General features: G+C 66.6%; 12 protein-coding genes and 1 pseudogene. 4 read left to right on the top strand and 9 right to left on the bottom strand.

The window, feature by feature from the left end; all coding sequences use genetic code 11:
• Positions 1-28: 28 nt before the first annotated feature.
• On the top strand, positions 29-1,339 hold the full coding sequence (locus tag GOALK_RS03570) for a cytochrome P450 (protein ID WP_006357425.1): 1,311 nt from the start codon (positions 29-31) through the stop codon (positions 1,337-1,339).
• A 274-nt stretch (positions 1,340-1,613) separates the two neighbouring features.
• A pseudogene (locus GOALK_RS03565) lies at positions 1,614-1,948 on the top strand (transglycosylase family protein).
• Positions 1,949-2,070: 122 nt separating this feature from the next.
• On the opposite strand, the gene GOALK_RS03560 reads toward GOALK_RS03565, so the two are convergent.
• Positions 2,071-2,493 carry an Rv0313 family protein gene (locus tag GOALK_RS03560; RefSeq protein WP_035751115.1) on the bottom strand — a complete coding sequence of 141 codons (423 nt, stop codon included), beginning with the start codon at positions 2,491-2,493 and terminating at the stop codon, positions 2,071-2,073.
• A 67-nt stretch (positions 2,494-2,560) separates the two neighbouring features.
• Positions 2,561-2,740 (bottom strand): hypothetical protein, encoded by a 180-nt coding sequence (locus GOALK_RS03555; RefSeq protein ID WP_006357422.1) that lies wholly within the window; start codon positions 2,738-2,740, stop codon positions 2,561-2,563.
• A 65-nt stretch (positions 2,741-2,805) separates the two neighbouring features.
• Here GOALK_RS03555 and GOALK_RS03550 point away from each other — a divergent pair, with 65 nt between their 5' ends.
• Positions 2,806-3,549 carry a hypothetical protein gene (locus GOALK_RS03550; protein ID WP_006357421.1) on the top strand — a complete coding sequence of 248 codons (744 nt, stop codon included), beginning with the start codon at positions 2,806-2,808 and terminating at the stop codon, positions 3,547-3,549.
• A 1-nt stretch (position 3,550) separates the two neighbouring features.
• Here GOALK_RS03550 and urtE read toward each other — a convergent pair whose 3' ends face one another.
• From urtE to GOALK_RS03520, 6 genes are all read right to left on the bottom strand, one after another.
• A complete protein-coding gene (gene urtE, locus GOALK_RS03545; protein ID WP_006357420.1) occupies positions 3,551-4,243 on the bottom strand; it encodes an urea ABC transporter ATP-binding subunit UrtE in 693 nt (230 codons plus the stop codon).
• Positions 4,244-4,248: 5 nt separating this feature from the next.
• Positions 4,249-5,130 (bottom strand): urea ABC transporter ATP-binding protein UrtD, encoded by an 882-nt coding sequence (urtD, locus tag GOALK_RS03540; protein WP_006357419.1) that lies wholly within the window; start codon positions 5,128-5,130, stop codon positions 4,249-4,251.
• A complete protein-coding gene (urtC, locus tag GOALK_RS03535) occupies positions 5,127-6,239 on the bottom strand; it encodes an urea ABC transporter permease subunit UrtC (RefSeq protein WP_006357418.1) in 1,113 nt (370 codons plus the stop codon). The genes urtD and urtC overlap by 4 nt, the downstream gene beginning before the upstream one ends.
• The gene (gene urtB / locus GOALK_RS03530) at positions 6,236-7,123 is read right to left on the bottom strand and encodes an urea ABC transporter permease subunit UrtB (protein WP_006357417.1); all 888 of its coding nucleotides are present in this window, start codon (positions 7,121-7,123) and stop codon (positions 6,236-6,238) included. The genes urtC and urtB overlap by 4 nt, the downstream gene beginning before the upstream one ends.
• An 84-nt stretch (positions 7,124-7,207) precedes the next feature.
• Positions 7,208-8,491 carry an urea ABC transporter substrate-binding protein gene (gene urtA, locus GOALK_RS03525; protein ID WP_035751107.1) on the bottom strand — a complete coding sequence of 428 codons (1,284 nt, stop codon included), beginning with the start codon at positions 8,489-8,491 and terminating at the stop codon, positions 7,208-7,210.
• 300 nt (positions 8,492-8,791) lie between these two features.
• Complete coding sequence (locus GOALK_RS03520) at positions 8,792-9,838, bottom strand: oxygenase MpaB family protein (protein ID WP_006357415.1); 1,047 nt, start codon at positions 9,836-9,838, stop codon at positions 8,792-8,794.
• A 179-nt stretch (positions 9,839-10,017) separates the two neighbouring features.
• On the opposite strand from GOALK_RS03520, the gene GOALK_RS03515 reads away from it, so the two are divergent.
• Positions 10,018-10,620 carry a TetR/AcrR family transcriptional regulator gene (locus tag GOALK_RS03515; RefSeq protein ID WP_006357414.1) on the top strand — a complete coding sequence of 201 codons (603 nt, stop codon included), beginning with the start codon at positions 10,018-10,020 and terminating at the stop codon, positions 10,618-10,620.
• Here GOALK_RS03515 and GOALK_RS03510 read toward each other — a convergent pair.
• On the bottom strand, positions 10,601-11,887 hold the full coding sequence (locus tag GOALK_RS03510; protein ID WP_006357413.1) for an MFS transporter: 1,287 nt from the start codon (positions 11,885-11,887) through the stop codon (positions 10,601-10,603). The two genes, GOALK_RS03515 and GOALK_RS03510, sit on opposite strands and share 20 nt — an antisense overlap.
• Between the last annotated feature and the right edge of the window lie 26 nt (positions 11,888-11,913).

Below are 11,913 nucleotides of genomic sequence, written 5' to 3'. Positions count from 1 at the left end.
CGTACCAGACCTGGGAGGCCTCGAGCCGATGAGTACATCCGTCCTGCGCAGTGACCCGCATCTGCCGCCCGCCACGCGCGTCCCCTCGGCGATGCAGGGACTGGCGGCGATTACCTCTAGACGACTGTTCTTCGGCCACCTCCACGCTCGGCACGGCACAGCCTTCACCGTGCACCTCCCGGTCTTCGGGCGGGCCGTGGTGATCTCCGACGCCTCACTCGCCCGCGAGCTGTTCACCGCCGGCGACAAGGTCATCAACATCCAACCCAACCTGGGCCGCATCCTCGGAGCCGGGTCGATCTTCTCCCTCGAGGGACGGGAGCACCGGGCACGCCGCAAGCTGCTGACCCCGCCGCTGCACGGCAAGCGGATGAAGACGTATGAACAGATCGTGGAGGAGGAGGTCCGGGCCGAGACCTCCACGTGGCCGGTCGAGACCGAGTTCGCCTCGATGGAACCGATGATGCGGATCACCCTCAACGTGATCCTCCGCGCGGTGTTCGGCGCCGTCGGCGAGGACCTGGAGAACTTGCGGCGCATCATCCCGCCGATGGTCACCGTCGGTTCCCGCGCCGCAACCGTCCCCAACCTGCCCCGCGTGCTGCGCGCTGTCGACCCCAACCATCGGTACGAGCGCATGCGCGCGGAAGGCAAGGCACTCCTCGGCGACCTGATCACCAGGTCACGCAACGACCCCCGACTCGAGGAACGCGACGACATCCTCGCCCTGATGCTGCGCAGCCGCTACGACGACGGCGCGTCGATGGGCGACGACGAGATCGGCGACGAGCTGATGACCATGCTCGCCGCCGGACACGAGACGACCGGAACGACGCTCGCCTGGGCGTTCGAGCGCCTGCGTCGCCACCCTGAAGTCCTGGGACGACTTGTCGCCGAGGTCGATGAAGGCGGCACCGAGTACCGGCACGCGACCATCCTCGAGACGCAGCGCAGCCGCCCGGTCATCGACTTCGCCGCCCGCTACGTCGTCGCCGACCAACTCGAACTCGGCGAATGGCGCATACCTCGCGGATACAACGTCATGGTCTCCATCGCTCTGCTCCACGACGACAGCCGCGAGTTCACCGATCCCGAGCGGTTCGATCCGACCCGCTTCCTGGGCACCGCGCCGTCACCGGCGTGGTTGCCGTTCGGCGGCGGCACCCGACGCTGCATCGGTGCCGCTTTCGCGACGATGGAGATGGACGTGACGCTCCGGACGATCCTGAGCGACTTCGAACTGCTTCCCACCGACGCCCGTGCCGAGCGGTGGTTCTCCCGGGGCGTCGCCTATGCGCCCGCACGCGGCGGACGCATTGCCGTCCGACGGCGCCGATAGTCTCGCGAGACCTCGCAAGCAAGTGGTCCACACCACTACCAGGGTGTGACCTTCGTCATCGAACACGTCCGAACACTCGGGTTCGCGTCCGCTCGCGGAATGCCGCGATGCGCTGGGGTTTTACCCCAAAGCTAACGGCGTTATCCATGCGTTACCGAAATCTTGCAGGTCACGACCCTGACGTGACCTGACCGTTACCAAGCACGTAGGGTCGGCCCCGTCCGAAATCAACCACCTTGCCAACCCCGGGTGGTGATCAGGAGGAACGAAGACCATGCGTATCAGCAAGACCCACATGACCAAGCTCGCCGCCCGCGCCGCCATCGTCGGCGCCCTCACCGCAGCCCCCTCGGCATGCTGGCTTCCAACGCCTCGGCCGCCTCCGGCAACTGGGACGCTGTCGCCCAGTGCGAGAGCGGTGGCGACTGGAGCATCAACACCGGCAACGGCTACTACGGCGGTCTGCAGTTCTCGCAGAGCACCTGGGAGGCCAACGGCGGCTCCGGCAACCCGGCGAACGCCTCGCGCGAGGAGCAGATCCGCGTCGCGGAGAACGTCCTTGCCACCCAGGGCCCCGGTGCGTGGCCGACCTGCGGCGCAAACCTCTGATAGCAGCGCCGGCGCCTGAGGTGCCGTGACTGCATCACCAGAAGCACGAGCCGTGCTTCGTACGGCATGAGGCCGGTGAGTCCACTCGGACTCACCGGCCTCATTCGTCTCCGAGAAGCCTCTCAGTCCGACTTCTCGTCCTCGCCCGGCTCCCCGTCGAGCGCCTCGTCGAGAGCACTGACCGCGATGCCGTACGGCAGGAACCGCACCTTGCGACGCGGGTCGGTGTTGTTCTTGTTGGCGCGAAGCGCGTCTAGTTCGGTGGCATACACCTGCTCGACACGGGCGCCGCCGTCCTCGTCGACGACGAACACGGCCCAGACACCCGACCCGGTCTCACCGGCCGTCTCCGGCCGCGGCTGCGTCCGAGTGCGACCCCGGGCCGCCTCATCGAAGAACATGGAGAATGCTCCCGGCGCTGCCTGACCCTCGAAGAGCTTGCCGAACACGTCGCGCAGCCCCTCGCCCGCCTCGCGTGCGAAGCGGTCGAAGTCCTCGGGGCCGAAGTTGAACGGTCCTCCGCCGAATCCGCTGTTGTCGGTCATGGTGTTCCCTATCTGTGGTTCGGCTTGCCCGGCCGGCCGTGGGGGCCGACCGTGCCAACCAGTGTCCTCAGGTTCGTTCGTCTTCGCCACCAGCAGCATCGGCCTCCGCCAGACGCTGGTGCAGCCGCTCGCGGACATCGTCGGCCGAGTATGCGTTGCGCTGGCGCTGGTCCCGTGCGATCAGCACACCGCCGGTCGTCACACCGACAGCACCGGCGAGGCCCAGCCACTTCCACAGATTCCTCATGGGGGCAGGATAAGTCGCCTCCGCCGCCGATGGCCGTCTTCCCGCACACGCTCTAGTCTTCGGGGATGCCCACCAGCAGAAGACCGCGGCGCGCCGACCTCGCCGGAGAATCCGGCGGTGTCTCACTGACCACCGCGCTCGAGGCCACCCGCACCGGCGACATCTGGCTGTTCCGCGGACATTCCGGCCCCGACCGCGCCATCCGCACCCTCACCAATGCGCCGGTCAACCATGTGGCCATGGCGGTGTGCATCGACGATCTGCCGCCGCTGCTGTGGCATGCCGAGCTCGGCGACAAACTGACCGACGTCTGGACCGGGTCGAATCACCGCGGGGTCCAACTGCACGATGCGCGTGAGGCCGTCGAGCAGTGGATGGTCCGTTATGAGCAGGCGTGCTGGATTCGTCAGCTCAGTCCGGAGGTCAGCCGGGCGCAGGAGGACGAGCTGCTCAAGGTGATCGCACGCCTCGACGGCACCCCGTTCCCGACCACCGCACGCCTGGCCGGTCGATGGTTCCGTGGTCGCGTACCCAACTCGGCCGATCTTGTTCGCGGTATCCCCTACCTCGACCGCAAGGTCCGGGAGCGTCGTGAGCAACGGCAGCACGAGGTCTCGCCGTCGAATCCGGTGAGCCTCGAGGCGGCGTACTGCGCCGAAGTGGTCGCGATCACCTACCGCGACATGAGCATCCTCGACACCACCAAGGACTCCAACTGGTTCGACCCCGGCCGGTTCTGGAGCGGCGACCGCCTCCCCCTCCACGCCCCGCACACCCTCGGACCGGAGATCGCGGTCCATCTCCGGTAGGTCAGATGGTCATGGCCTCGCGAACGGTGGCCTCGGCAGCCGTACCGCCCTCGCCCGACGAGGTGACCCGGCCACTCTCGAGGACGTAATACTGTTGTGCCGCTTCGAGAGCGAATCCGATGTGCTGTTCGACGAGGAGAACGCCGAGTCCGCCCCGCCGGGTGAGGGTGGTGATGGTCTGCTCGATCTCGGCGACCACCGACGGTTGGATGCCCTCGGTCGGTTCGTCGAGAATGAGCATCCGCGGCTCGGTGATGAGGGCCCGCGCGATCGCGAGCTGCTGACGCTGACCACCCGACAGCAGGCCCGCGCGCCGCCCGAGCAGTTCCTCCAGCGCCGGGAACATGTCCAGCATCTCGGCGATGAGTTCCTTGCCGCGCTTGCGGCCGTCGGCCACCACCTGCAGGTTCTCCGCGGTGGTGAGGTGGCCGAAGCTCTGCTGCCCCTGCGGGACATAGGCGATGCCGTGCTTGACCCGCGCGCTCGGACGGGCCTTGGTGATGTCGACGCCGTCGAACGTGATGGAGCCCTTGGTGGTCTTCACCAGTCCGACGGCGGCCCGGAGCAGCGTCGTCTTCCCGGCGCCGTTGTGCCCCAGCACGGCGACCACGCCGTCGGACGGGACCTCGATGTCGACGTCGTGGATGACCTCGGTGCGGCCGTATCCGGCGTGCACCCCGGAGAGTTTCAGCATCCGGCTCAGCCCTTCTTCTCGGTCGACACGGCGGGGACGTCCCCGGCCTCGGGTCCGTCGGATCCGGCGGCGATCTCCTCGAGTTCCTCACCGCCGGCGGCGGTTCCGAGGTACACCTCCTGGACCTTCGGATTGGCCTGCACCTCGGCGACGCTGCCCTCGGCCAGCACCTGACCGCGGGCGAGGACCGTCACCGACGTTGCGAACGCCCGCATGAAGTCCATGTCGTGTTCGACGACGACCACGGTCCGCTCACCGCCGATCCGGCGCAACAGGTTTCCGGTCTCCTCTCGTTCCTCGTGGCTCATACCGGCGACCGGTTCGTCGAGCAGCAACACCGAGGCGTTCTGCACCAGCAGCATGCCGATCTCCAGCCACTGCTTCTGACCGTGCGCGAGGACGCCGGCCGGGGTGTCACGCAGGTCCTGCAGGCCGATGGTCTCGAGGGCCTCGGCGATCGGCTCGGGGATCTCGGTGGGTCTACGGCGCAGCATGGTCCACACCGATCGGCCCGCGCCGGCAGCGATGTCGAGGTTCTGCAGCACGCTCAGTTCCTCGAAGACGCTGGCGGTCTGGAAGGTTCGGCCGACACCGAGGCGCGCGATCTGGTGCACCTTCTTGCCGACGAGTTCCACACCCGACTTCTGGATCGACCCGGTGGCCTTCACCAGACCGGTGATCGCGTCGATGATGGTGGTCTTCCCGGCGCCGTTCGGACCGATCAGGAACCGCAGATCACCCTGCAGCAGTGTGAGATCCACGTCGGTGACGGCCTTGAATCCGTCGAACTCGACGGACAGTCCGCGCACCTGGAGGTAGTCGCTGTCCATCCCGGCGTTGCCACCGGCGACCGGTTCGACCGTGCCCACCGTGTCGGATCCGCTCATGACGAGGCTCCTACCTTGCTGTCGGTGTGTTCGTCGATGTCACCGGTGGGCGACGGATCGGCCGACTTCTTCCGGCGCCACTTGAGCGCGGCGCCGATCCCGGCGAGTCCGGCCGGGAAGAAGCCGACGACGACGATGAACAGGATGCCCTGCGCGTAGGTCCATCCGGACGGGAAGTTCTCCGACAGGCTGGTCTGCGCCCAGGCCACCGCGATGGCGCCGAGAACCGGTCCGAGAAGTGTTGTGCGGCCGCCGATCGCGACGCCGATCAGGAAGGCGATGGACGGCACGATGCCGACGTCGGCGGGCGAGATGATGCCCACGATCGGCACGAACAGGGCGCCGGCGATGCTTGCGAACAGGGCGGCGATCGCGTAGGCGACGACCTTGACGTTGGCCGGGTCGTAGCCCAGGAAGCGGACGCGCTCCTCCTGGTCGCGCACGGCGACGAGCAGTTCTCCGTAGCGGCTGTACATCAGCTGCCGGGTGATCGCGACGACGACGAGCAGGGCGGCGGAGGCGATGTAGAACAGCAGGTGACGGTTCACCGGGTCGTTCAGGGCGAGACCGAAGAAGCTTCGGAATCGGTTGAGGCCATTGCTGCCGCCGGTGCTCTGCTGTCCGATGAGCAGGATCGCGAAGGCGGCAGCGAGCGCCTGGGACAGGATCGCGAAGTAGGCTCCCTTGACCTTCCGCTTGAACACACCCAGGCCCAACAGGACCGCGATCAGGGTGGGCACGACGAGGATTCCGAGGATCGTCACCAGTGGTGAGGCGAACGGCTTCCAGTATCCGGGGAGTTCGCGGATACCGGCGATCTGCATGAAGTCCGGTACGTCGTCGCCGCGGATCTCGGCGTCGGCGATCTTCAGGTGCATCGCCATGATGTAGGCGCCGAGACCGAAGTACACACCCTGACCGAGGGTCAGCATGCCGCCGCGACCCCAGGCCAGACCGATGCCGACCGCGACGATACCGAAGCACAGGAACTTGCCGAGCAGGTTGAGTCGGAAGTCGGAGAGCACCGAAGGTGCGACGCCGAACAGGAGCACCGCCGCGACGGCGAACCCCGCGTAGGTTTTCCAGTGACCGCTGAAATAGTCCTTCACACGAGACTCCTCGACTGGACCGTGAACAGGCCCTGGGGGCGGATCTGCAGGAAGATCACGATGATCACGAACACGGCGACCTTGGCCACCGATGCGGTCGTGTTGTATTCGATGAACGAGTTCAGGATGCCGAGGGCGACCGCCGCGATGACCGCGCCCTTGATCTGGCCCAGACCGCCGATGACGACCACCAGGAAGGCGTCGATCAGATACGTCATACCGGTGTTGGAGCTGGTGGAACCGATGAGGGTCAGCGCCACACCGGCGACACCGGCGAGCCCGGAACCGATGAAGAAGGTGGTGATGTCGGTTGTCCGGCTGGAGATCCCGCTGGTCTCTGCCAGATCACGGTGCTGGACGACCGCGCGGATACGACGCCCCATCGGGGTGTACTTCATGGTGACGGCGATCGCCACCACCGCGATGACGGCCAGCAGCATGATGAACAGGCGGGTCTTGGGAACAACCGCTCCGAGGATGTCGACGCCACCGGACAGCCACGGCGGCGCGGTCACGCGGACCGCGGGCGCACCGAAGATGTCGCGCGCGAGCTGCTGCAGGATCAGGCCGACGCCGAAGGTCACCAGCAGGGTGTCGAGCGGACGGTCGTACATGCGTTTGATGAGGGTGACCTCGAGCAGCACACCCATGAGGCCACCGACTCCGAAGCCGATGACGAGCGAGACGATCAGGGACACGCCGGCGTTCGAGATCAGATATTCCTGCACCGAGTACGCGGTGTAGGAGCCGGCCATGATGAACGACCCGTGAGCCATGTTGATCACGCCCATCTGACCGAAGGTCAGGGACAGACCGAGTGCTGCCAGGAGCAGGATCGAGCCGAGACTCAGCCCGGTGAAGAGCTGTCCGATAACGGTTTCCACGTCACCATCCGTTCGTCATGGGTGTCGGTGAGAACAACGGGTGTGCCCCGCCCCGCGCACGGGCGCGAGACGGGGCACGACGCGTCAGCTGCTCAGGCCCTCGGCCCACGGGTAGGACTTGAGGTAGGGGTCCGGCTCGATCGGCTGGCCCGAATCCCACACCGAGTAGATGAGTCCGTCACCGCGGATCTCACCGATACGAGCGGTCTTGGTGATGTGGTTGTTCTCGCCGTCGATGGTCACCAGGCCCTCGGGAGCCTCGAAAGTGACTCCGCCGGCGGCCTTCTGGACATCGGCAACCGCGAACGAGTTCGCCTTCTCGACCGTGTTCTTCCACAGGTAGACCGAGACGTAGGCCGCCTCCATGGGATCGGAGGTGGGCTTGTTGGCGCCGTAGGCGGCCTTGTAGTCCTCGACGAAGGACTTGTTCGCCGGGTTGTCGACGGTCTGGTAGTAGTCCCACGCGACCAACTGCCCCTCGATGTTCTCGACACCGATGCCGCCGACCTCTTCCTCGGCGATCGAGACCGACACGACCGGCATCGCCTGCGGGGTCAGACCGACGTTCTTGTACTCGCGGAAGAAGGCCACGTTGGAGTCGCCGTTGAGGGTGTTGAACACGGCGTCGGCGTCGGCGGTGCGGACCTTGTTGACGATGGTCGAGAAGTCCGTCGAGCCGAGCGGGGTGTAGTCCTCACCCTTGATCTCGATGCCGTTCGCCGCGGCGTAGGCCTTGATGATGCGGTTGGCCGTCTGCGGGAAGACGTAGTCGCTGCCGACGAGGTAGAGGGACTTGACGCCCTTCTCCTTCAGGTACTCCAGGGCCGGCACGATCTGCTGGTTGGTGGTGGCACCGGTGTAGAAGATGTTCTTCGACGACTCGAGGCCCTCGTACTGCACCGGGTAGTACAGCAGGGAGTTGTTGTCCTCGAAGACCGGCAGCATCGCCTTGCGGCTCGACGACGTCCAGCCGCCGAACACCGCTGCAACACAGTCCGCCGAGATCAGCTTCTCAGCCTTCTCGGCGAAGATGGTGGGCTCGGAGGCGCCGTCCTCGCCGATGAGCTGGATCTGCTTGCCCAGCACGCCGCCGTTGTCGTTGATCTGGTCGACGGCCAGCTTGATCGAGTCCCGCACGGTGACCTCGGAGATCGCCATCGTGCCCGACAGCGAGTTCAGTGAACCGACCTTGATGGTGTCGCCCGAGGTGTCGACGCACGACTCGGCGCCCGAAGCCGCGTCCTCACTGGCCGAGCTGCCACAGGCGCTCAGCGCGAGTGCGACGGCGGACAGCGCCGCCGGGATGAGGATTCCGTACCGCCTACGGCGTGTGGGGGTGACGGCGGACGGCAATGAATCAAACGGCATCCGAAGGCCTTTCTCAATACGTCTCAGGTCGGCTCAGGCGGGCCATGACAGATAGCAGGTGCAACTCCGCACCTCGACCCCCCGATGAGATACGCGCCGCTACTTGGTTAGCGATCTCGCGTATGTCGGGTAAACGTATTTAGGCTTTGTTACACCGGCGTGACGTGAGATGAATTCCCTGTTTCCGCTTCAGATAGGCTCACGCCGGATTCACACTGGCGAATCTTGTTGCGGGAATGGCTTTTTCGACGACAAAGGGCGACACATCCGTTAGGATGCGCCGCCCTTCGAGTCGACGACCTAGTGGGAGAAAGCGGCTTCAACCTCCGTGCGACTGAGCTCGGGATCGGAGCCGAGTTCGTACCGGGGCAAGGTATGGGGCACGTCGGTGCCGCCGGCGACGCGGCGCTTGGCGGCGGCGAACTCCGGCGCCTCCCCCATCGACAGATGGGCCGAGTTGATGATGGTCCACACGGCGGATCGGCGGGCGCGCCGTTCGACCGGGTTCGGCGGCCGGTAGGAGATGAGTTGCTGGGCCCAGCGCGGCTGGATGTCCCGGATCGCCCAATCCACCGCCGCCTGAGCACGATTCCGCAGATTGGCGCCCGTGGCCATCGCGTTGCCGTGCGTCAGGGCCAGCCGGGGCAGGTACGACTCGAGACATTCCAGGGTGTCGGCCTTGGTGGTGGGCAGGCCGGTTCCGCCGAGCGCATGACCCACGCGCACGAATTCCCCGTAGTACCTGTCGAGTTCGGCTCCGCGCAGAGGTCGCGGGTGGTAGATCTCGTGTGCCGTGGCGATACCCCATACGACCGTCGCGTAGTTCCATCGCAACCACTCGGGATCGTCGGCGTCGTAGGCGGCGCCGTCGGGCCGGACCCCCTTGATCGTATGGTGCATCGCCCGCACGGTACGGGCGAGTCGCTCAGCGGTTTCCGTCGATCCGTAGGCGGTCCCCATGAAGAACGCGAGCGAGTGCCCGAGGCGGGTCATCGCACCGTCCGGATCGATGGCGGTGGTCGCGGTGCCGTCCTCACGTCGCCGGACCAGACGGGAGTGATGCATGCCCATCCAGAAGATGCTGGGGTCGAGGCGCTCGATGTACGACGCGCTCTGCAGTCCGAAGATCAGCGCAGGCGTGTGCGAGTGGACGTACCAGGTGGCGCTGTCCGGTCCGAACCACCCGGGGTCACCGGCCGGGTTCTCGAATTCCATCCCGCGGAAGAACTTCGCGCGGACGTTCTCGTCGAACTTGCCGTTGAGCCACGATCCCAGCATCTCGTGCGGCAGGTCCAGCGGGACCCATTCCGTCGACGGCAGCCGTAGGGGCGCCAAGGGAACGTTCATCGATCGTCCTTTCTCGATACCGACGTCCGGAGCGGGTCATCCCCGACCCGGACCACCGATACGACGACGCCACATGGGCACGGTCGCCATGTGGTCACGGTTGTACCCACTTTAACGCTTTGGGTACACACGTGACCAGACCTTGCTCCGTGCCGGGTCAGCCCGTCTATGGTGAAACGATGTCGAGTCCGACCCGATGGGCCGGCGTCCCCCTGGAGGACCGCCGCGCCGAGCGCCGAGCAATCCTGATCGCCGCGGCTCTCGACATCTTCGGCGGCAGCGGACCCGAGACCGAGTTGTCGGTGCGGTCGGTGTGCCGGCACTGCGGGTTCAACACCCGCTACTTCTACGAGAGCTTCGCCGACACCGACGAGCTACTCGGCGCCGTCTACGATGCCACTGCCGCCGAGCTGGGCGCAGTGGTCGAAGCCGCCATGACCACCGCAGGTCACTCGGTCCGAGCACGCACCCGCGCCGGCATGCTGGCGGTCCTCGGTCACGCGTCGGAGGACCCGCGTCGTGGCCGCATCCTGTTCACCGAGGGACGGACCAATCCGGTGCTCGCGCAGCGGCGTGCCGCGACTCAGAACATGCTCTTCGAACTCTCCTTCGCCGAGGCCGACGCCCGGGAGACCGATCCGCTCACCGGTCGGGTGCGGGCGGCCGTCTTCACCGGCGCCATGGCCGAGCTCGCCCAACAGTTCCTCGCCGGGAGCCTCGGGGACGATCTCGAACGGGTCGTCGACGAGGCCCTGGCCACGCTCATCCCCGGTCGTCGCTGATCGACCCAGTGCGCGCAAGAGCCTGGATCGACTCCGGTCCCATACCGCGATCGAGCGCGCGGATCATGACGACGACGCCGATACCCGAGAGCACCAGGGCCGTCGCGAACAGGGTCGGGAAGCCGAACAGATCACCGACGACGCCCGCCGCGAACCCGGCCGCGCCCTGGACGCCGACGACCGTGCAGGCGAACAGCGTGTAGTCGCTGCCCTCGTATCCCTTCTCGCACGCGTCCATCATGAGCGTGAACACCGCGACGGTCGCCGCCCCACCGAGAATGTGTTCGGCCAGGCTCGCACTCACCACGAGCCAGAACCCGCCGACGCCCGATGCGGCCACCAGATACAAAGCCAGACTGAGAGTTTGGGTGACACCGCCGAACAACAAGGCCTGACGCCGTCCGTAGCGGAACGCCAGCCACCCGCCGAGGGCCGCGCCGGCGAGCGCACCCGCCGACGACAACGCCCCTTCGACGAGGGCGATCTGTCCCAGGCTCAGGCCGATGTCGGACATGAAGGGCCCGACGAGGGCCGAACCCATCGAGTTGCCGAACTTGTAGGCCCCGACGACCAGGATGAACACCACAACGCCGGGGCGTCGTAGCCGGGCGAGCCAACCGGTGAGGAGCAGTGACGGCGTCGTCCGCGAGACATGCGCCTGTGCATTCGACGTTGTCGTCGCGTCCGCGGGTGTGCGGGCAAGGAACCAGACCGGCACTGTGAGAGCGACGAGCAGGATCGACATCGCGACGAAGAGGCTCCGCCATCCGGCGAGCGAGAACAGCCACAGCAGCCCACCGCCGCCGACGATCATGCCGACCCGGTAAGCGCCCACCTGAATCCCGTTGCCGAGACCGCGTTGTCGGGGTCCGAGGGTCTGTACGGCCAGCCCGTCGGTGGCGATGTCCTGGGTCGCCGACGCCAGGTTGATGACGGCGATGCCGACGAGGAGCCAGACCAGCGTCCCGGAGAGATCGATGCAGGCCAGGACGAGGGCGACCGTCGCGGAGGTCAGTTGCATCGCGAGGAGCCAGCGGCGTCGGGTTCCGTACCGGTCGACATACGGCGCCCAGAGGAACTTGAGTCCCCACGGCGCGAAGAGCAGCCCGTACACGCTGATCTGCGTGAGGGAGTATCCCTCCTCGCGCAGGATGACAGGCACCGCCTGGCTGAAGAACCCGTACGGCAGGCCCTGCGCGAAGTAGAGCGCCGTGAGCAGGACCATGGTGCCGACGGCGAGCGTGCCGGTGCGCGACGGGGTCGACATGGCAGACATCATGCCGCAGTCACGAG

It is taken from the genome of Gordonia alkanivorans NBRC 16433 (assembly GCF_000225505.1).
Lineage (GTDB): Bacteria > Actinomycetota > Actinomycetes > Mycobacteriales > Mycobacteriaceae > Gordonia > Gordonia alkanivorans.
This window is presented reverse-complemented; position numbering and strand designations above follow the sequence as displayed.

Bases quoted from the DNA above. Each gene is read 5' to 3' on its own strand.
- GOALK_RS03570 (WP_006357425.1), top strand. From the start codon at position 29: ATGAGTACATCCGTCCTGCGCAGTGACCCGCATCTGCCGCCCGCCACG.
- GOALK_RS03560 (WP_035751115.1), bottom strand. From the start codon at position 2,493: ATGACCGACAACAGCGGATTCGGCGGAGGACCGTTCAACTTCGGCCCC.
- GOALK_RS03555 (WP_006357422.1), bottom strand. From the start codon at position 2,740: ATGAGGAATCTGTGGAAGTGGCTGGGCCTCGCCGGTGCTGTCGGTGTG.
- GOALK_RS03550 (WP_006357421.1), top strand. From the start codon at position 2,806: ATGCCCACCAGCAGAAGACCGCGGCGCGCCGACCTCGCCGGAGAATCC.
- urtE (WP_006357420.1), bottom strand. From the start codon at position 4,243: ATGCTGAAACTCTCCGGGGTGCACGCCGGATACGGCCGCACCGAGGTC.
- urtD (WP_006357419.1), bottom strand. From the start codon at position 5,130: ATGAGCGGATCCGACACGGTGGGCACGGTCGAACCGGTCGCCGGTGGC.
- urtA (WP_035751107.1), bottom strand. From the start codon at position 8,491: ATGCCGTTTGATTCATTGCCGTCCGCCGTCACCCCCACACGCCGTAGG.
- GOALK_RS03520 (WP_006357415.1), bottom strand. From the start codon at position 9,838: ATGAACGTTCCCTTGGCGCCCCTACGGCTGCCGTCGACGGAATGGGTC.
- GOALK_RS03515 (WP_006357414.1), top strand. From the start codon at position 10,018: ATGTCGAGTCCGACCCGATGGGCCGGCGTCCCCCTGGAGGACCGCCGC.
- GOALK_RS03510 (WP_006357413.1), bottom strand. From the start codon at position 11,887: ATGTCGACCCCGTCGCGCACCGGCACGCTCGCCGTCGGCACCATGGTC.